The sequence below is a fragment of the Iodidimonas sp. SYSU 1G8 genome (assembly GCF_039655775.1).
Classification (GTDB): Bacteria; Pseudomonadota; Alphaproteobacteria; order SMXS01; family SMXS01; genus RI-34.
The window spans coordinates 2,198,365-2,217,760 of record NZ_JBBYXJ010000001.1; the positions used below are offsets into that span (position 1 = coordinate 2,198,365).

Below are 19,396 nucleotides of genomic sequence, written 5' to 3' on the forward strand. Positions count from 1 at the left end.
ACGAGCAGGCGCCATGGACCATCAGGCTACAGTGCGGGACTTCGTGAAGATGCACGGGCTGGGCAACGATTTCGTTGTCTTCGACGCCCGTTCCCATCCGCTCGTCCTGACGCCCGAACAGGCGCGCTTCGTCGCCGACCGCCATCTGGGCATCGGCTGCGACCAGATCATCACCATCCTGCCCTCCGGCAAGGCCGACGCCTTCATGCGCATCCAGAACGCCGATGGCAGCGAAGTCTCGGCCTGCGGCAATGCCACCCGCTGCGTCGCCAGCCGGCTGATGAGCGAATCCGGCCGCGACCAGGTGACCATCGAGACCGCCGCCGACCTGCTCCGCTGCGAGCTGGAAGCGGTGCAGGAGGAACTGGTCTCGGTCGACATGGGCGAGCCGCGCCTCGACTGGACGCAAATTCCCCTGGCGCGCCAAACCGATACCGCCGCCGCCGACTACGCGCTGGGGCCGCTGTCGGCGCCGGGCTGCGTCAATGTGGGCAATCCCCACGCCGTATTCTTCGTCGAGGACGCCGACGCGGTCGATCTGGCCGGTCTTGGCCCGCGCATCGAAACCGATCCGTTCTTTCCCGAGAAGGTGAACGTCAGCATCGCCCAGATCCTCTCCGGCGACGAGATCCGCCTGCGGGTCTGGGAGCGCGGCGTGGGCATCACCCAGGCCTGCGGCACCGCCGCCTGCGCGACCGCCGTCGCGGCCATGCGCCGTGGCCTGACCGGCCGCGCCGTGATGGTGCGGCTCGATGGCGGCCCGCTGGAGATCAGCTGGGGCGACGATAACCGCATCATCATGCGCGGCCCGGTCGCCACCAGCTTCAGCGGACAGGTGCGGCTGTGAGCGCGCCCGAGATCGTCACCTTCGGCTGCCGGCTGAACACGCTGGAATCGGAAGTGATCCGCCGCAACGCGGTGGCCGCCGGCCTCGACGACGCGGTAATCTTCAACACCTGCGCCGTCACCAACGAAGCCGTGCGCCAGGCCCGCCAGGCCATCCGCCGCGCCCGCCGCGAAAAGCCGGACGCGCGCATCATCGTCACCGGCTGCGCCGCCCAGACCGACCCCGCCGCCTTCGCCGGCATGCCCGAAGTCGACCGCGTGCTGGGCAACGAGGAAAAGCTGCAGCCGCGATCATTCGATTTCGGCATCGGCCAGACCGAGCGCGTCCAGGTCAACGACATCATGTCCGTGCGCGAGACCGCCGGTCATCTGGTCGACGGCATCGATGGCCGCACCCGCGCTTTCGTGCAGGTGCAGAATGGCTGCGACCACCGCTGCACCTTCTGCATCATTCCCTACGGCCGCGGTAATTCCCGCAGCGTGCCCATGGGCGCGGTCGTCGAGCAGGTGAAGCTGCTGGTCGATAGCGGCTACCGCGAGGTGGTCGTGACCGGCGTCGACATCACGTCCTATGGCGCCGACCTGCCTGGCGCGCCCTCGCTGGGCACGCTGTGCGCCAAGATCCTGAAGGCGGTTCCCGCGCTGCCGCGCCTGCGCCTGTCGTCCATCGATTCGGTCGAGGTCGATCCCGTGCTGATGGAACTGATCGCGGGCGAGGAGCGCCTGATGCCGCATCTGCATCTGAGCCTCCAGGCGGGCGACGACATGATCCTCAAGCGAATGAAGCGCCGTCACGGCCGCCAGCAATCCATCGACTTCTGCGAGCAGGTCCGTAGCCTGCGCCCGGAAATGGTGTTCGGCGCCGATCTGATCGCCGGATTCCCGACGGAAACCGAAGAGATGTTCGCCAACACGCTGGCCTGCGTCGATGAAGCCGACATCGCCTTCCTGCACGTCTTCCCCTATTCGGCCCGGCCCGGCACGCCCGCCGCGCGCATGCCGCAGCTGAAGGGCGATGTGATCCGCGAGCGCGCCGCCATTCTGCGCCTGCGCGGCGAACAGCGCCGCGATGCTTTCTATGCGCGCCAGCAGGGCCGCGACGCCGAGGTGCTGGTCGAAAAGGTCGAGGGCGGCGTCAGCATCGGCCACACCCAGCATTTCGCCCCCATCGTGATCGAGGGCGAAGCCGACGGGATCGTCCGCGCCCGCATCACCGGCCGTGAAGGCCTGTCGCTGACGGGGCGGCTCGCCGCGTGAGTGACACCGAGAAAAAAGGCTGGTTCACCCGTCTCAAGGACGGCCTGAAGAAAAGCACCTCGTCGGTCTCCGACGGAATCAGCGGCCTGTTCACCACCGGCATTCTCAGCGGCAAGCGCAAGCTGGACGCCGAGACCCTGGACGAGCTGGAAGACGTGCTGATCATGGCCGATTTCGGCGTGGTCACCGCCGCCAAGGTCACCGAGGAACTGGGCCGCACCCGTCTGGACAAGGAAGTCTCGTCCGAGGAAATCCGCCGTACGCTGGCCAGCGTGGTCGCCCGGACCCTCGCGCCCGTCGCCAAACCGCTGGTGATCGACCCGGCCAACCGGCCCCATGTGATCCTGGTCGTCGGCGTCAATGGCAGCGGCAAGACCACCACCATCGGCAAGCTGGCGCGCCAGTTCCGCGCCCAGGGCAAATCGGTGATGCTGGCGGCGGGCGACACGTTCCGCGCCGCCGCCATCGAGCAGCTTGCCGTCTGGGGCGAGCGCAACAACGTTCCCGTCATCGCCAAGCCGGTCGGCTCGGACGCCGCCGCCGTCGCCTATGAAGCGCTGGACGCGGCCCGCGCGGCCAATGTGGACGTGCTGATGATCGACACCGCCGGCCGCCTGCAGAACAAGCAGGGCCTGATGGAAGAGCTGGCCAAGGTGGTCCGCGTCATCCGCAAATACGACCCCTCGGCGCCGCACGACACGCTGCTGGTCCTCGACGCCACCACCGGCCAGAACGCGGTGCAGCAGGTCGACGTGTTCCGCAGCGTCGCCCAGGTGACCGGGCTGATCATGACCAAGCTGGATGGCACCGCGCGCGGCGGCGTCCTCGTGGCCTGCGCCGAGCGCTTCAAGCTGCCGATCCACGCCATCGGCGTCGGCGAGAGCATCGAGGATCTGCAACCCTTCGACGCCAACGAGTTCGCCAACACCATCGCGGGAGTCGCCTCATGAGCGCCGGACTGAAGCTGCTGCTCGATCTCGGGCCGCTCGTGGTGTTCTTCGGCGCCTATTTCGCCGGCCAGATCTATATCGCGACCGGCGCGTTCATGGTCGCCACCGTGGCCGCGATCAGCGTCTACTGGATCAAGACCCGGCACATTCCGGCGAACCAGCTCATCACCCTGGCCATCGTCCTGATCTTCGGCGGGCTGACCCTGTGGCTGCATGACGACCGCTTCATCAAGATGAAGCCGACCATGATCTATGCCCTGTTCGCCGCCATCCTGTTCGGCGGCCTGCTGACCGGCCGTCCGTTCCTGAAGCTGGTCTTCGAGGCGGCGTTTCCGCCCATGGTCGACCGGGGCTGGCGGCTGCTGACCATCCGCTGGGCCTGCCTGTTCGCGGCGCTGGCGGTGCTGAACGAGATCGTCTGGCGCAATTTCTCCGAGGAGTTCTGGGTCAGCTTCAAGCTGTTCGGCTTCCTGCCCCTGACCATGGTCTTCGCCATGGCGCAGATCCCGCTGATGAACCGCTACGCCATCCAGGAAAAGCCCGCCGACGAGGCTTAGGCTATTTCTTCACGCCGAGATTGCCCCACTCGCCCGGCGGATTGGTGAACGGGCTGAACGGCCCTTTTCCGTCGATCTCCCTGAACTGGTTGAGCGCCCAATGGACGCTGGGAAACGCCAGTTCGTCCCAGGGAATCTCGTCCCACGCGAACAGCCGGACATCGAGGCTCTCGGTTCCCGGCGAAAACACCGGCTCGTCCAGGACCGCCTTGTAGATCAGCTGCACCTGGCTGATCCGGGGCACGTTGTAGACCGCCAGAAGCTGCTCGATCCGGATATCCGCCGTCGCTTCCTCATAGGCTTCGCGGCGCGCACCGTCCTCGGTCGATTCATGTTCCTCGAGGAAGCCGGCCGGCAGGGTCCAGAAGTCGCGGCGCGGCTGGATCGCGCGGCGGCACAGCAGGAACCGGCCGTCATGGGTCACGACGGCGCCGACCACGATCTTCGGATTGTCGTAGAAGATCAGGCCGCAATTGTCACAGATCAGCCGGTCCCGGTTGTCGCCATCGGGCACGCGCTTGGTGAAGTTGTCGAGATGCATGGGATGATGGACCATGCCGCCACTTTGGCACGGCCTCAGTCGGCCTTCAACGCCGCCAGCGCATCCTTCGCCTGGACATTGCCGGGATCGATCCGCAGCGCCTGTGCATAGGCGGCGGCAGCTTCGTCCGTGCGCTCGAGCACCGTGTAGGCGCGCCCGAGACGAAGCCAGCCCTCCAGATCCTCGGGTGTTTCCTCAAGACGGGCGGCCAGGCGCTGCACCATGCCCTCGATCATGGCCGAGCGGTCTTCCGGCGCCATCTCCTGCGCGGCCGCCACATCGGCGGCGCTGGGACCCGGCGCGGGCGCCGCGACTGCAGCGGATGCCGGCAGGCCGAGGCGGCGCGCGGCGCGGTCGAGTCCGCGCTGGAGAATCTCCGCCCAGGCGGCATCGGGCGGCGTGTCGGCGGCCAGCGCGGTCCAGCGGTCGAACGCGGCGCGGTCCTTGTGATCCTGGAAATCGGCAAGCCCGAGATAATAGCGCGCCATGGGTTCGCCCGGTGTCAGCAGCAGCGCCTTGTCGAAGGCAGCGCGGGCCTCCCGGTTGACCATGCCCGCGTCCCGCGCCACATAGGCCTGCCCCAACGCCAGCCAGTGCTCGACCCGTCCAGGCTCGAGCCGGGCCGCGTTGGCATAGGCCTCGGCGGCCAGATCGTAACGGCCCACCGAACGGGCAAGCGGGCCGAGCATCAGCCAGCCCTGCATCTCGTCGGGGCGCGTGCGCATCACGGCGGCCATGCGGACGGCCAGTTCATCGGGAGTCGCGTCCTCCGCCGCCACATCCGCCTCGCGAACCGCCGGCGTGTCGGGCAGCCCCGGATTGCCGAGCGCCGCATAGGTCACGGCGGCGAGGATGACCGTCGTCAGCGCCACCGCCACCGCCCAGCCGCGCTGGCCGGCCGGAGACGCCGCGCTGCCCGGCTGCTCGTGCCGCTCGGAGGCCCGCAACAGGCGGCGCTCGATCTCGATCCGCGCGGCGGCGGCTTCCTCGCGCGGCACCACGCCCGCATCCAGCTCGACCTGCAGCTCCGACAGCTGCTTGCGGTACAGCGCCACGTCATAGGCGTTGCGATCCGGCAGACCGCCCCGCCGGCGCAGAAACGGCAGGCACAGCACCACCGTCACCAAAACCGCGAGAAGCGTGAACAGGGCGTAGAGCATCAGCGGTCCCGGCCCAGCAGCGCATCGAGCCGCGCCTGCTCGTCGGCATCGAGTCGTTCGGGCGCCGAGGCGGGCCGCTGGCGGCGGATGAATGCCCAGGCGCCGAAGCCGCCCGCGAGCAGCAGCAGCACCGGCGCCAGCCACAGCAAAGCGGTGCGGATGTTGAAGGGCGGCTTCATCAGGATCCAGTCGCCGTAACGGGTGACCATGAATTCCCGCACCTGCCGGTCGTCATCGCCCGCCGCGATGCGCTCGCGCACCACGACGCGCAGGTCCCGCGCCAGATCGGCGTTGGAATCGTTGATCGACTGGTTCTGGCACACAAGGCAGCGCAGATCCTCCATCAGCTCGCGGGCGCGCGTCTCCTGCGCCGGATCGGCCAGCATGGTCTCGTCGGCGCCGACCGCGAAGGCGGGTGCCGACCAGAGCAGCGCGAGCAGCAGCGCCAGCGCCCTCACTTCAGGCTCTCCAGCATGGGCTCGAGTCCTTTGGCGACAACAGCCTCGTTGAGCGCGCCCTGGTAGCGCCACACCACGTTTCCTGCCCGGTCGACGACGAAGGTTTCCGGCACGCCCGCCAGTCCCCAGTCGATGAAGACCCGGCCTGTCTCGTCGAAGCCGACCCGGCTGAAGGGATTGCCGTCGCGCGCGAACCATTCGGCGACGGCCGGACGCTTGTCCTTGTAGTCGATCCCGACCACGGCGACGCCGGTCCGTTCGGCGAGCCGCATCAGCACCGGATGCTCCTCGTGGCACGGCGCGCACCAGCTGGCGAAAAAATTGACGATGGTGACCTGTCCCTTGAGGTCGGCCGACGACAGGCCGGGCGTCCCGTCCAGGGCCGGCGGCAGGTCGAATTCCGGCACGGGCCTGTCCTTGATGGCGAACGGCGTCTCGGACGGATCCAGATTGAGATAGAACGCCGCGCCAAACGCCACGGCGATGGTCAGGAAGATGCCGAGCGGCAGGACATGCTGCGGCTTCATTCGGCGGGCACTCCCGCCGGCACCTTCGCCGCGCGCGGCGCGCCGACGCGCAGCCGCCGGTCGGACAGCGATACCGCGCCGCCCAGCACCAGGATCAGCGCCCCGGCCCAGATCCACGAGATCAGCGGCTTGTGATAGAGCCGCACGCCCCAGCGCCCGTCGCTCTGTGCCGCGCCGATCACCGCGTAAAGGTCGCCGGTAAAGAGCGGATAAATGGCCGCTTCCGTGGTTTCCTGCGGCGGGTTGCTGAAGCGTCGGCTTTCCGGATAGAGCCGGGCGATGAACCGGCTGTCATGATCATAGACCGAAAAAGTTCCGCGCACTGACGCGTAATTGGGGCCGCGCACCGGCCCCACGGCGTCGAGCACGAAACGGTAGCCGCCGACGGTCACGCTGTCGCCCGGTTCGATGACGGTTATTTCCTCGCGCTGCCAGGCGCTGGAGACGGCGATACCGAAGATCATCACTGCGATGCCCAGATGAGCGATAATCATGCCCCACGACCCGCGCGGCAGGCCCAGCGCGCGGCGCAGCGCCTGGCCGGGCGCGCGGAACAGATTGATGCGCTGGGCGAATTCGGTCAGCACCGCCGCCGTCAGCCAGACGCCATAGGCGACGCCGAGACTGGCCCAGAAAGGCCCCTCGGTCAGCAGCGCCACGGCGATGCCGGCGATGACCGCCAGCAGCAGCGCCGGCCGCAACTTTTTCAGCGCGCCGCGCAGATTGCCGCGCTTCCAGGCCAACAGCGGCCCCAGTCCCATGAACGGGATCAGCAGCGCCATCAGCGCCGGGAACACCGCGTTGAAGAACGGCGCGGCGACCGAGACCTGATAGCCCAGCTCCTTGGCGAACAGCGGATAGAGCGTGCCGAACAGGATGACGAAGGTCGCCACCGCGAGCACCAGATTGTTCACGATCAGGCTGGTCTCGCGCGAGATGGGCGAGAACATGCCGGTCGGGCGCAGGGACGGCGCGCGAATGGCGTAGAGCGCCAGCGAGCCGCCGACCACGACGACGAGGAACGCCAGAATGAAGACGCCGCGCTCCGGGTCGTTGGCGAAGGAATGCACTGAGGTCAGCACGCCCGAGCGCACGAGGAAGGTACCGAGCAGGCTGAGCGAGAACGCCAGGATGGCGAGCAGGATGGTCCAGCTTTTCAGCGTGTCGCGCTTCTCGACCACGATGGCGCTGTGCAGCAGCGCGGTCGCCGCCAGCCAGGGCATAAAGGACGCGTTCTCGACCGGGTCCCAGAACCACCAGCCGCCCCAGCCCAGTTCGTAATAGGCCCACCACGACCCAAGCGCGATCCCGGCGGTCAGGAACGACCAGGCGGCCAGCGTCCAGGGCCGCACCCAGCGCGCCCAGGCCGGATCGACCCGGCCCTCGATCAGGGCGGCGATGGCGAAGGAGAAGGCGATGGAAAGGCCGACATAGCCCAGATAGAGCATGGGCGGATGGAACGCGAGACCTGGGTCCTGCAGCAGTGGATTGAGGCCGGCGCCGTCCAGCGGCACCGGGTCCATGCGGGCGAACGGGTTGGAGGTGAACAGCGAGAAGGCGATGAAGCCGAGCGTGACCAGCGACTGCACCGCGAGCACGCGGGCGCGGAAGGCCGGCGGCAGGTTGCGCCCGAACGCGCCGACGGCGGCGCCGAACAGAGCCAGGATCAGGATCCACAGCAGGATCGACCCCTCGTGATTCCCCCACACGCCGCTGATCTTGTAGAGCATGGGCTTCTGGGTGTGGGAATTGAGCGCCACGTTCACCACCGAGAAGTCCGAGACCACATAGGCCCAGGTCAGCGCCGCGAAGGAGATCGAAACCAGGAACAGCTGCGCGAAGGCCGCCGGGCGGGCGAAGGCGATCAGGTAAGGATTGCCGCGATGGGCGCCGAGCAGCGGCAAGGTGCCCTGCAACAACGCGACCACCAGCGCCAGGATGAGGGCAAAGTGGCCGGTTTCGACGATCATTTTTCGTATCCCGCGCCGTCGCGCTGCCATTCGCCCGAGCGCTTGAGCGCGTCCGTCACTTCCGGCGGCATGTAGTTCTCATCATGCTTGGCCAGCACGCGGGTGGCGACGAACACGCCATCCGCGCCCAGCTCGCCCTCGGCCACGGCGCCTTGCCCTTCGGCGAACAGATCGGGCACCAACCCATGTTGCTTCTGGTCGTAGACCACCGGCACTTCCGCCGCCATGTCCGTCACCGTGAAGTGGACGATCATGCCGTCTTCCCGGCGCACGCTGCCTTCCTTGACCAGACCGCCCAGATGGAACGAGGCGGACGGCGGCGCCGCCAGCTGCTTCAGGTCGCCCGGGCTGTAGAAGAAGCGCACATTGTCGCCGATGGCGAAAAACACGAGCGCGCCGGCGAAACCGAGGATGGCCAGCCCGGCGGCGACGAACAGCATGCGCTGGGTCTTACGCTTCATCGGCGCCTCGCAGGGTCTCCAGCCGCTGCTCCAGCACCGCCTGACGGCGCAAGGCCGCGCGCAGCTTCAGATAGCTGGCCAGCGCGATCCCCGGCAGGATGATCGCCGCCGCCGCGTAGGACGACCAGATGTAGAACCCGTGCTCCCACATGGGCATCAGCCTTCCGCCTGCATGGCCTGGAGCGCGCGCACGCGCCGCTCGGCCACTTCGGCGCGGATGCGCCACAGCAGCACCGAGACGAAATACGCCTTGAACGCGAACAGCATTACAAACAGCGGCCACAGCATGGCCGGGTCGATGGTCGGCCCATCGCGGCGGAACACGCTGGCGGGCTGGTGCAGGGTGTTCCACCACTGCACCGAGAAGTGAATGACCGGGATGTTGATCAGGCCGACAAGCGCCAGGATCGCCGCGGCCCGCGCCGCCTTTTCCGGGTCCTCGAACACCTGCCACAAGGCCATGTAGCCCAGATAGAGGAAGAACAGGATCAGGAACGAGGTCAGCCGCGCATCGCCCCATTCCCACCAGGTGCCCCACATGGGCGCGCCCCACAGCGCGCCGGTGACCAGCGCCAGCAGGGTGAAGCCGGCGCCGATCGGCGCGCAGTTCTTGGCCGCGATGTCGGCGAGCGGATGACGCCAGATGAAGCCCATGGCGCTGAACACGGCCATGGTCACATAGGTGGCCAGCGCCATCCAGGCGGCGGGAACGTGCAGATACATGATCCGCACCGTTTCCTTCTGCTTGGCATCGGGCGGCGACCCGACCAGCGCCAGGTAAAGACCCACCGCGAACAGCAGCGCCGTCAGCGCCAGCGCCCACGGCAGAACCAGGGCGCTGAGGCGGGCGAAACGCGTGGGATTTGCGAAACGGTGCCAGCCGGACATGGCAGTCATGTAGCGGTCCCGTGGATTACGTGCAAGCGGAGTCGGATCATTCCAGCGCGAGCCGCAGCGCCGCCGCCGCGGCGACCGGCGCGAGCACCAGCGAAACCAGGCTGACCGCGCCCAGCAGCATCAGCGCCTCGCCGCCGGACTCGGCGCCGGACGCCGCCACGCCGAAGATCAGCGTCGGGATGTAGAGCGGCAGCACCAGCAGCGGCACCAGCACGCCGCCGCGCCGGATTCCGGCGGTCAGCGCCGCGCCGATGGCGCCGATCAGGCTGAGCGCCGGCGTGCCGATCAGGACGGCGAGCAGCAGGTCCGGAAACGCCGCCGGCGGCAGGTTGAGCAGCACGCCGAGCAGCGGCGAGGCGATCACCAGCGGCAATCCGACCACCAGCCAGTGCGCCAGCACCTTGGCCAGCACGGTCACGAACAGCGGCTGCGGCGACAGCGCCAGGATGTCCAGGCTGCCATCCTCGAAATCGGCCTGGAACAGCCGGTCGAGCGACAACAGCGTGGCGAGCAGCGCGGCGACCCAGATCACCCCCGGCGCCACCCGCCGCAGCGCCATGGGATCGGCGCCGATGGCGAACGGAAACAATGCCGCGACGATGACGAAGAAGCCGACCGCCAGCAGCGAGCCGCCGCCCTGGCGCCGGGCGATCAGCAGGTCGCGCCGGACGATGGCGAAAAAGCCGCTCATGCGAACACCGCCCGCCGCCGGCCGGCGATCTCCAGCACCTGCGCCCCCGGCACGTCGATGCCGATATGGGTGGCGATGACGACGCTGCCGCCGCCGGCCCGGTGCGCGGCGATGGCCGCCTCGATCCGGGCGGTCGAGGCTGTGTCCAGCGCCACAGTCGGCTCGTCGAGCAGCCACAGCGCCCGGCGCGTGACCAGCAGACGCGCCAGGTTGAGCCGGCGCCGCTGGCCCGCCGAGAAGAAGCGCACCGGCAGGTCGCGCAGCGCCGCCAGCCCGAACGCGTCCAGCGCGCCGTCCACATCGGCCGGCCCGCCCATCACTAGAGCCAGCGACGCCAGGTTCTCGGCCGCCGTCAGCACCGGCTTGAGCGGATCGAGATGACCGGCATAGTGAAGCCGCGCCCGGTACGCGGCGGGATCGGCCCACGCGTCCTCGCCATTCCAGCGCACCGAACCCTCGGCCGGCCGGATATAGCCCGCGAGGACTCGCAGCAGGCTCGACTTGCCGGCGCCGTTCGGGCCGCGCAGCACCAGCGCGCCGCCCGGTACCACCCCGCACGACAGCCCTGCGAAAACCTCATGTTCCCCGCGCCTGCAGGTGAGGTTTTCGGCGACAAGGCCGGTGGCGTCGGCATTTGGCATGAGGCGAGGAATTCTCCGCTGATCTGGCGCGAGACCTTATCCCCGTTGCCCGGCGCCCGTCCAACTTTGCGGTTGGCAAGGGAGTCGTATTGGTGCAAAACCGGCACGATCAGCCGGAAACCACACAATTCAGGAGCAGCGTGACGTGAGCGCAGGGCACGACACCTTGAAGACCCGCCGCCAATTGACGGTCGGTGACAAGACGTATGACTATTTCAGCATCGACGCGGCCAGCAAGGCCCTGGGGATCGACTTCACGCGACTTCCCTATTCCCTCAAGGTTCTGCTCGAGAACCTGCTGCGCTTCGAGGACGGGGTCACCGTCACCGTCGACGACATCAAGGCCATGGGCGACTGGCTGAAGGACAAGACCTCCGAGCGCGAGATCGCGTACCGGCCGGCCCGCGTGCTGATGCAGGACTTCACCGGCGTTCCCGCCGTGGTCGATCTGGCCGCCATGCGCGCCGCCATGCTGGAGCTGGGCGGCGACCCGAAGAAGATCAACCCGCTCGCGCCGGTCGATCTGGTCATCGACCATTCCGTGTCGGTGGATCATTTCGGCCAGAACCGCTCGTTCCAGGACAATGTGGACCTGGAGATGGACCGCAACAAGGAACGCTACGAGTTCCTGCGCTGGGGCCAGACCGCGTTCGACAATTTCCGCGTCGTGCCGCCGGGCACCGGCATCTGCCACCAGGTGAACCTTGAATATCTGGCGCAGACCGTCTGGACCAACAAGGTCGACGGCACCGAGATCGCCTATCCCGACACGCTGGTCGGCACCGACAGCCACACCACCATGGTCAACGGCCTCGCCGTTCTGGGCTGGGGCGTCGGCGGCATCGAGGCCGAGGCGGCCATGCTGGGCCAGCCCGTGTCCATGCTGATCCCGGAAGTCGTCGGCTTCAAGCTGACCGGCCGGCTGAAGGAAGGCACCACCGCCACCGATCTGGTGCTGACCGTGACCCAGATGCTGCGCAAGAAGGGCGTCGTCGGCAAGTTCGTCGAATTCTACGGCTCGGGCCTCGATCAGCTGTCGCTGGCCGACATGGCGACCATCGCCAACATGGCGCCGGAATATGGCGCCACCTGCGGCTTCTTCCCGATCAACAAGGAAACGCTGAACTACCTGGCCTTCACCGGCCGCGCGCCGGAGCGGGTCGCCCTGGTCGAGGCCTATGCCAAGGCGCAGGACATGTGGCGCGATTCCACCTCGCTCGAGCCGGTTTTCACCGACACGCTGGAGCTGGACATCACCACCGTCGAGCCCAGCCTCGCCGGCCCCAAGCGCCCGCAGGACCGCGTGCTGCTGACCGCGGTCGCCCCGTCCTTCGAGAAGGAGCTGGAGACCAGCTTCGGCAAGGCGGACAGCAAGGAGCTGCGCGTCGCCGTCGAAGGCGCCAATTACGACATCGGTAATGGTGACGTGGTCATCGCCGCCATCACCAGCTGCACCAACACCTCCAACCCCAGCGTGATGATCGGCGCCGGCCTGCTGGCCAGGAACGCCATCGCCAAGGGCCTGAAGGTGAAGCCGTGGGTGAAGACCTCGCTGGCCCCCGGCTCGCAGGTCGTGACCGAATATCTCGACCGCGCCGGCCTCACCCAGCCGCTCGACATGCTGGGCTTCAACCTGGTCGGTTATGGCTGCACCACCTGCATCGGCAATTCGGGCCCGCTGCCCGAGCCGATCTCCAAGGCGATCAACGCCAACGATCTGGTCGGCGTCTCGGTGCTGTCGGGCAACCGCAACTTCGAGGGCCGCGTCAGCCAGGACGTGCGCGCCAACTATCTGGCGTCGCCGCCGCTGGTCGTCGCCTACGCCATCGCCGGCACGATCCGCAAGGACATCACCACCGAGCCGCTCGGCCACGACCAGATCGGCAACCCGATCTTCCTGAAGGACATCTGGCCGTCCAACGCCGACATCGCCGCCGCCATGCAGCAGTCGGTCACGCCGCAGATGTTCAAGGAACGCTATGCCGACGTGTTCGCCGGCACGGAGGCCTGGCAGAAGATCGAGGTCGCGACCGGCCTGACCTATGACTGGCAGCCGGACAGCACCTATGTCCGCCAGCCGACCTTCTTCGAAGGCCTGGCCGGCGACGCGGCCCCGGTCGCCGACATCGCCAACGCCCGCCTGCTGGCGCTGCTGGGCGACAGCATCACCACCGATCACATCTCGCCCGCCGGCTCGATCAAGAAGAACGGCCCCGCCGGCAAGTACCTTATGGATCACGGCGTCGATCCCGCCGACTTCAACTCCTACGGCTCGCGCCGCGGCAACCATGAAGTGATGATGCGCGGCACCTTCGCCAACATCCGCATCCGCAACGAAATGGCCCCGGGCACCGAAGGCGGCGTGACCACCTACATCCCCACCGGCGAAGTCATGAGCATCTACGATGCCTCCATGAAGTACCAGGAACAGGGCACGCCCCTGATCGTGGTCGCCGGCAAGGAATACGGCACCGGCTCGTCGCGCGACTGGGCGGCCAAGGGCACGCGCCTCCTGGGCGTCAAGGCCGTGATCGCCGAGACGTTCGAGCGCATCCACCGCTCCAACCTGGTCGGCATGGGCATCGTGCCGCTGGTGTTCAAGGACGGCGAGACCCGCCAGTCCCTGGGCCTGACCGGCAAGGAGATCATCTCGCTGACCGGCCTGGCCGCCGGCATCACGCCGCGCATGGACGTGACCGCGACCATCACCTACGAGGACGGCACCACCAAGGTCACCACCCTGACCTGCCGCATCGACACGCTGGACGAGGTCGCCTACTACAAGAATGGCGGCATCCTGCAATACGTGCTGAAGAACCTGGCCAAGGCGGCCTAGCTCATTCCGCCAAGGACGACCGGACGGGAGGCTTCGGCCTCCCGTTTTTTGTTTAAGGTCATGCCTTCATCAAGTGTGCTGACACCGGGTCAATAGTCTTAGCTCAGCATCTCAGTCTGGGCCATGGTGGGCCGGTTTTTTCGGTTGAAAATAGCGAAAGTCGAGAAACGGCCCCGGAGCGCGTCTATGCCGATTAAGTACGGACACGCTTGCTCTCTATCGAGCGGCCTCAGCAATAAAGACAATCTTTGCTGCTGCTAGATGGAGAGCGTAGGCCGAGATATAGGCCGGCAAGTCCTTTGGCTTAGAGCCTTGGCCATGAGAAGCGTCGTTATCTCTAATTTTCGGAAGGCCGCTTTGCAGCGTCGCCAGCAACTGGTCGAAGCTATTGTCCATATAGTCAGGCCAAAGGACATTGGCGCGCGCGATCTTGACGAGATCAGAGATGCGCGCTCCTTTTTGATACGTCCACCCCTTCTGATCGAAGATCGCCTTGAAAGTACTCTCCAGAGCATTCGCCGCCATGGCCACCGCTTGACGGTGCTCCCCAGCGCGATAGTGGGTGTGAGCGGCGATGAATTCCTGCCGGGGTCCTTCAAAACCGGGGCCGCTCAAGAGGGCAAGGGCGGGTTTGACCACTTCAACGTGAATATATTGGCTGTCGACGCGGATTAACCGGTAATCTTCCACTTGATAGCCTACACCGGCCTGCTGGAGGCGGTAATTGATTTCTTCGATCGCTTGACCAGCAACTGTAGTGACCCTCCATCTCTGTCGATGCTGACGAAATTCATCGCTTCCGACCATGCCTACTCCGGTCGCGATCAATTCAACAAGGTCAAGCCAATCTTCGGTCGAGCAGTCGCGCATGAAGGTTAAAATCCGTGCGCCGGAAAAGGTCTCGTAATTCAGAGCTTCCAAACCTTTTTCGCGAAGAAACACACGCTCGATCTTGCCCCACGCCCCATTGTCCTCGTCCGCTCGTAGTACGGAATCTCCGCGATAGCCAACAGCCCCTATCGCCTCAAGTGCGATCTGTTGGATCTGAACGCGAAGGCTGGACGGGATAAGGGCATACTGAAAAAAATCAGCCTGACTCGTACCTTTGACTTCCGCCTGTCTCTTGGAGAATAGGTCGAAAATTGCCATTAATAGAATCCTTTCCCAAACCCCAGTGCAAGACGCTCGGTCTTCCCACCAAGGATAGCTGTTGCAGTCGATCTAAGGGTATAATCAGCTAGCTAATATGCCCTTATCTGTAGCGAACGCTCTTATTCGGGTACGAGTTGAATGCCTACGTCCGAGTCTTTCGAGGTCTGCTCCCCGACAAGACTTCGAAACTGGAGGCATTTTCACGTCAAACATCTATGTTTAGCTGAACATCGAAAAAAGAGGAGTCCAGATTGGAGCTGCTGCTATTGCGTTACCAGCTGCCCCACCAATGGCACCTTCAATTATCGTTTTCAACGATTTGCCTGCCGCCCTAATAATGGTAGGATCAGGCTCATCAATTAGTTGGGCTTCGATAGTAGCGACCTGCGCATCAGCTCGCCGACGTTGCGCTTTATCGAGACCGAGCTCGTCAACATGTCGCTTATATAGCGCTACAATGCTCTCAAGTTCGTCATATGAGTAAAAAGTCGCCTGCACCCCGTGCCCCCCGGGGGCAATATTTTGTATCGGAGAGTTATACATATTATTAATATTGTAAGCTACAGTGGGTGACGTGCTCGGGTTTTCCTGTGGAGGCGGCGGCAAAATTTCATTTACATAAGCCAAAAAATCACGGTTGAATGGTATTATAACTGAAGAGACGATCTTTCTAAGATTCCCAAGCAGCTTGGAGCCGCTGTAAAAATATCTAAATGCTAAATCGAGAAACCACTCTGGATTGTTAGCTGCTCGCTCGATAAGATGGATAGTTATCCCAAACTCTTCTTCGCGCACAGATGGCCAATTGAGTCGGGCACTTCCCGCCATTCCACCGCCTGGACTAGAATTCTCTAAAAATTTATCGAAATCTACTTTTGACTTCAGATCATCTGTTATAATTTTTAAGTCATCAGCGTTCAACGCTAATGCAAGTCGTTTAAGCGGGCGCTCAAACGTATTATAGTCAGCAGCCTGTAAATCCAACACTGCATAATTCACTTCACGTAGGGCCGTTTCGACCGTCACAACTCAGCACCCCGCTTCATACGGCTCTCAGCAGCACTGTCGAGGATTGCCTGCCGATACCGTTCCTTCACCTCGCTAACAAGCCCTTCGATCATATTGCTTCTGCCATAACCGCCGACGCGTTCGTCGATTGCTACTTCCACCTGCTGAATCGCAAGGTCGATGCTTTGGGGATCATGGGGGTCGAATTCAACGTTTGTGATTTCGCCGTCCAAGGCTGCTATCGCCTTTTCAAGGTCCTTCATATTCTGCATCAACTCGTTCAACCCTTTTTTGCCCATAAGAATACTCCAAAAAATTTGAATAAATTTTATCGTATCGCACGGCAGACTTCCACCATTTGTGGTCGCTGGTAGCACCAGCTGATTGTCGGGCCGAGTTCGAACACGAGCGAGCTTCAGCTCGCAGACGGATCCGGAGTGTGCTTGTTGTAGAAGGGCGCGGCGATGACACTCCAGTTCCAATCTGAGCCACTCCCGCTCCCACCCCCGACCGGTTTTGCTTGACCCCCGTGCCTCCCCCGGTACCTTGGGGAGCCAATCGCCCCGCCAACGGCGACTCCCGCTGACGCACGGACCCTCATGCGCCTTGCCCTGATCGTTCTGCTACCCTTCATCGGCAGCCTGCTGCCCGTGCTGTTCATCAGGGCCGGGCGCAATGCCTGCGCCATCGCCACCGGGCTGGTCACCGCCAGCGCCCTTGCCCTGCTGCTGTCGCTGGCGCCGGCCGTGCTGGCGGGCGAGACCATCCAGGCCCGCTGGGACTGGATGCCCGCTTTGGGCCTCAACGTCACCTTCTTCCTCGACGGGCTGGGCCTGCTGTTCGCCGGGCTGATCCTGGGCATCGGCCTGCTGATCATCGTCTTCGCCCGCTTCTATCTGGCGCGCCAGGACCCGATGGGGCGCTTCTTTGCCTATCTGCTGCTGTTCCAGGGCGCCATGGTCGGCATCGTGCTGTCCGACAACGTGCTGCTGATGCTGGTGTTCTGGGAACTGACCAGCCTGTCGTCCTTCCTGCTGATCGGCTACTGGCGCCATTTGCCCGAAGGGCGCCAGGGCGCGCGCATGGCGCTGGCCGTCACCGGCGGCGGCGGGCTGGCGCTGATCGGCGGCATGCTGATCCTGGGCCACATCGCCGGCTCCTACGACCTCACCGTCATTCTGGAACAGCGCGAAGTGATCCAGGCCTCGCCGCTCTACCTGCCGGCGCTGGTCCTGATCCTGCTGGGCTGCTTCACCAAATCCGCCCAGTTTCCGTTCCATTTCTGGCTGCCGCATGCCATGGCGGCGCCCACGCCCGTGTCGGCGTATCTGCATTCGGCCACCATGGTGAAGGCCGGCCTGTTCCTCATGGCCCGGCTGTGGCCGGTGCTGGCGGGCACCGACGAATGGTTCTACCTCGTCGCCACCACCGGTGCGGTCACCATGGTGCTGGGCGCCTGGTTCGCCCTGTTCAAGGACGATCTGAAGGCCCTGCTCGCCTATTCCACCATCAGCCAGCTCGGCCTCGTCACCATGCTGCTGGGCTTCGGCACCCCCATGGCCGCCACGGTCGCCGTCTTCCACATCATCAACCACGCCAGCTTCAAAGCGGCCCTGTTCATGACCGCCGGCATCGTCGACCACGAGGTCGGCACCCGCAGCACCCACCGCCTCGGCGGGCTGGCGCGCATGATGCCCATCACCGCCACCCTGGCCGTGGTCGCCGCCGCCTCCATGGCCGGCATCCCGCCGCTGAACGGCTTCATCTCCAAGGAGATGATGCTGGACGAGGCCGCCAACACCCTGTGGGCGGATTTCACCTGGGCGGTGCCGGCCGTAGCCACCCTGGGCGCGCTGTTCTCGGTCGCCTATTCGTTCCGCTACATCCTGCACGTGTTCTTCGGGCCCAAGCGCACCGACTATCCCAGCAAGCCGCACGACCCGCCTTTGGGCATGTGGCTGCCGGCGGCGCTGCTGGTGGCGCTGGTGGTGCTGATCGGCCTGGCGCCCGCGCTGATCGCCGGGCCGCTCGTCGCCTCCTCGGCCTCGGCCGTGATCGGCGGCGCCTTGCCCGACTACTATCTGTCGCTCTGGCACGGCGTCACGCCGGCGCTGTTCATGAGCCTGATCGCCATCGGCGGCGGCCTTTTGCTGCTGTGGCGGCACGACGCGGCCAGCGACCTGTGGCTGAAGGCGCCGCGTCCCGAAGCCAAGCTGCTGTTCGAGGGCGGACTGGACCGGGCGGTGCGCGCCGCGACGCGCCTCACCGACGCCGTCCACAACGGCTCGCTCCAGCGCATGATCGCCGTCACCCTCGGCGTCCTCGTGGTCATGGGGCTGGCGGTGTTTCCCGCCGCCGACGCCATCCAGGGCCCGCGCCCCATGCTGCCGGTGACGCCCGTGGCGCTGGCGGGCTGGGCGGTGCTGATCGCCGGCTGCATCGCCCTCGTGGTGCTGCACCGCCAGCGTCTCCTGTCGCTGATCGTGGTCGCCGTCCTCGGGCTGCTCGTCTCGCTCGCCTTCATCCACCTGTCGGCGCCGGACCTCGCCCTGACGCAGATCTCCGTCGAGGTGGTCACCCTGCTGCTGATGCTGCTGGCGCTGAACCTGCTGCCCAATGAAAGCCCGGTGGAAAGCTCGGTCGTGCGGCGCACGCGCGACGCCGTGCTCGCCGGCATGGTCGGCCTCGGCGTCGGCGCCGCCGTCTTCGGCGTCATGACCCGCGATTTCACCTCCATCTCCGACTATCACCTGGCCAATTCCTACACGGGCGGCGGCGGCACCAACGTGGTGAACGTCATCCTGGTCGACTTCCGCGGCTTCGACACCTTCGGCGAGATCATCGTCCTCGGCATCGCGGCGCTGGCCATCTTCGCGCTGATCAGCAGCGTCGGTACCGGCGCGGCGGGCCGCCGGCTGGCGCGCTGGATACCCGATCAGGCCCGCTCGAAGGATCATCATCCGCTGATGATGGTGGTCGCCACCCGCGTCATGCTGCCGCTCGCCTTGCTGGTCGGCGTCTACATCTTCCTGCGCGGCCACAACCAGCCGGGCGGCGGCTTCATCGCCGGGCTGATGGTCGCCATCGCCCTGATCATGCAGTACATGGCCTCGGGCTTTACCTGGACGCAGAACCGGATGAAGGCCGACTATCACGGCTTCATCGGCTGGGGCATCCTGGCCGGCGGCCTCACCGGCGTGGGTGCCTGGTTCGCGGGCCGGCCGTTCCTGACCTCGGATTTCGGCTACGTCACCCTGCCCATCGTCGGCACCTTCGAGCTGGCGACCGCCATGGCGTTCGATATCGGCGTCTTCCTCACCGTCGTCGGCGCCGTGATGCTGGCGCTCGCCACCCTGTCCCGCGTCGGCCGTCTCGCCGAACATCAGAAACTACCGGATACCCCCATGGACCACGATCCTTCCGCTGGCATGGCGAGGCCCTGAC

At 65.6% G+C, this 19,396-nt stretch carries 19 protein-coding genes; 6 read left to right on the forward strand and 13 right to left on the reverse strand.

Annotated elements, in window-relative coordinates; genetic code table 11:
* The first annotated feature begins 13 nt into the window (after positions 1–13).
* The 4 genes from dapF to WJU17_RS10360 are packed head-to-tail and all read left to right on the forward strand — an operon-like array spanning position 14 to position 3,610.
* Positions 14–847, forward strand: coding sequence for a diaminopimelate epimerase (dapF, locus tag WJU17_RS10345; protein WP_346327246.1), 834 nt, complete (start codon positions 14–16; stop codon positions 845–847).
* Positions 844–2,103, forward strand: coding sequence for a tRNA (N(6)-L-threonylcarbamoyladenosine(37)-C(2))-methylthiotransferase MtaB (gene mtaB / locus WJU17_RS10350; RefSeq protein WP_346327247.1), 1,260 nt, complete (start codon positions 844–846; stop codon positions 2,101–2,103). Before dapF ends, mtaB begins: the two co-directional genes overlap by 4 nt.
* Positions 2,100–3,053, forward strand: a complete 954-nt coding sequence (gene ftsY, locus WJU17_RS10355; RefSeq protein WP_346327248.1) for a signal recognition particle-docking protein FtsY — start codon at positions 2,100–2,102, stop codon at positions 3,051–3,053. The genes mtaB and ftsY overlap by 4 nt, the downstream gene beginning before the upstream one ends.
* A complete protein-coding gene (locus WJU17_RS10360; RefSeq protein ID WP_346327249.1) occupies positions 3,050–3,610 on the forward strand; it encodes a septation protein A in 561 nt (186 codons plus the stop codon). Before ftsY ends, WJU17_RS10360 begins: the two co-directional genes overlap by 4 nt.
* A 1-nt stretch (position 3,611) precedes the next feature.
* Here the strand turns inward: WJU17_RS10360 and WJU17_RS10365 are convergent, their stop codons facing one another.
* From WJU17_RS10365 to ccmA, 10 genes are read right to left on the reverse strand one after another with little or no spacing between them, the layout of a single operon-like run.
* A complete protein-coding gene (locus tag WJU17_RS10365) occupies positions 3,612–4,166 on the reverse strand; it encodes an NUDIX hydrolase (protein ID WP_346327250.1) in 555 nt (184 codons plus the stop codon).
* 20 nt (positions 4,167–4,186) lie between these two features.
* Positions 4,187–5,311 (reverse strand): c-type cytochrome biogenesis protein CcmI, encoded by a 1,125-nt coding sequence (gene ccmI / locus WJU17_RS10370; RefSeq protein ID WP_346327251.1) that lies wholly within the window; start codon positions 5,309–5,311, stop codon positions 4,187–4,189.
* Positions 5,311–5,769: a cytochrome c-type biogenesis protein gene (locus WJU17_RS10375; protein WP_346327252.1), complete on the reverse strand. Its 459-nt coding sequence runs from the start codon at positions 5,767–5,769 to the stop codon at positions 5,311–5,313. The genes ccmI and WJU17_RS10375 overlap by 1 nt, the downstream gene beginning before the upstream one ends.
* Complete coding sequence (locus WJU17_RS10380) at positions 5,766–6,296, reverse strand: DsbE family thiol:disulfide interchange protein (protein ID WP_346327253.1); 531 nt, start codon at positions 6,294–6,296, stop codon at positions 5,766–5,768. The genes WJU17_RS10375 and WJU17_RS10380 overlap by 4 nt, the downstream gene beginning before the upstream one ends.
* The gene (locus WJU17_RS10385; protein WP_346327254.1) at positions 6,293–8,266 is read right to left on the reverse strand and encodes a heme lyase CcmF/NrfE family subunit; all 1,974 of its coding nucleotides are present in this window, start codon (positions 8,264–8,266) and stop codon (positions 6,293–6,295) included. The genes WJU17_RS10380 and WJU17_RS10385 overlap by 4 nt, the downstream gene beginning before the upstream one ends.
* A complete protein-coding gene (ccmE, locus tag WJU17_RS10390; RefSeq protein ID WP_346327255.1) occupies positions 8,263–8,727 on the reverse strand; it encodes a cytochrome c maturation protein CcmE in 465 nt (154 codons plus the stop codon). Before ccmE ends, WJU17_RS10385 begins: the two co-directional genes overlap by 4 nt.
* Entirely contained in the window at positions 8,717–8,884 is a 168-nt protein-coding gene (gene ccmD / locus WJU17_RS10395) for a heme exporter protein CcmD (protein WP_346327256.1), read from the reverse strand. Before ccmD ends, ccmE begins: the two co-directional genes overlap by 11 nt.
* The gene (locus WJU17_RS10400; RefSeq protein WP_346327432.1) at positions 8,884–9,615 is read right to left on the reverse strand and encodes a heme ABC transporter permease; all 732 of its coding nucleotides are present in this window, start codon (positions 9,613–9,615) and stop codon (positions 8,884–8,886) included. Before WJU17_RS10400 ends, ccmD begins: the two co-directional genes overlap by 1 nt.
* Positions 9,616–9,661: 46 nt before the next feature.
* The gene (gene ccmB / locus WJU17_RS10405; protein ID WP_346327257.1) at positions 9,662–10,315 is read right to left on the reverse strand and encodes a heme exporter protein CcmB; all 654 of its coding nucleotides are present in this window, start codon (positions 10,313–10,315) and stop codon (positions 9,662–9,664) included.
* Positions 10,312–10,956: a heme ABC exporter ATP-binding protein CcmA gene (ccmA, locus tag WJU17_RS10410; RefSeq protein WP_346327258.1), complete on the reverse strand. Its 645-nt coding sequence runs from the start codon at positions 10,954–10,956 to the stop codon at positions 10,312–10,314. Before ccmA ends, ccmB begins: the two co-directional genes overlap by 4 nt.
* Positions 10,957–11,101: 145 nt before the next feature.
* Between ccmA and acnA the strand changes: the two genes are divergently transcribed.
* Positions 11,102–13,792 (forward strand): aconitate hydratase AcnA, encoded by a 2,691-nt coding sequence (acnA, locus tag WJU17_RS10415; protein WP_346327259.1) that lies wholly within the window; start codon positions 11,102–11,104, stop codon positions 13,790–13,792.
* 216 nt (positions 13,793–14,008) lie between these two features.
* Here the strand turns inward: acnA and WJU17_RS10420 are convergent, their stop codons facing one another.
* The 3 genes from WJU17_RS10420 to WJU17_RS10430 form a co-directional block, all read right to left on the reverse strand.
* Positions 14,009–14,941 (reverse strand): hypothetical protein, encoded by a 933-nt coding sequence (locus tag WJU17_RS10420; RefSeq protein ID WP_346327260.1) that lies wholly within the window; start codon positions 14,939–14,941, stop codon positions 14,009–14,011.
* 222 nt (positions 14,942–15,163) lie between these two features.
* Positions 15,164–15,970 carry a hypothetical protein gene (locus WJU17_RS10425; RefSeq protein ID WP_346327261.1) on the reverse strand — a complete coding sequence of 269 codons (807 nt, stop codon included), beginning with the start codon at positions 15,968–15,970 and terminating at the stop codon, positions 15,164–15,166.
* Positions 15,967–16,434, reverse strand: a complete 468-nt coding sequence (locus tag WJU17_RS10430) for a hypothetical protein (RefSeq protein ID WP_346327262.1) — start codon at positions 16,432–16,434, stop codon at positions 15,967–15,969. Before WJU17_RS10430 ends, WJU17_RS10425 begins: the two co-directional genes overlap by 4 nt.
* A 117-nt stretch (positions 16,435–16,551) precedes the next feature.
* Between WJU17_RS10430 and WJU17_RS10435 the strand changes: the two genes are divergently transcribed.
* On the forward strand, positions 16,552–19,395 hold the full coding sequence (locus tag WJU17_RS10435; RefSeq protein ID WP_346327263.1) for a monovalent cation/H+ antiporter subunit A: 2,844 nt from the start codon (positions 16,552–16,554) through the stop codon (positions 19,393–19,395).
* Position 19,396 lies beyond the last annotated feature (1 nt).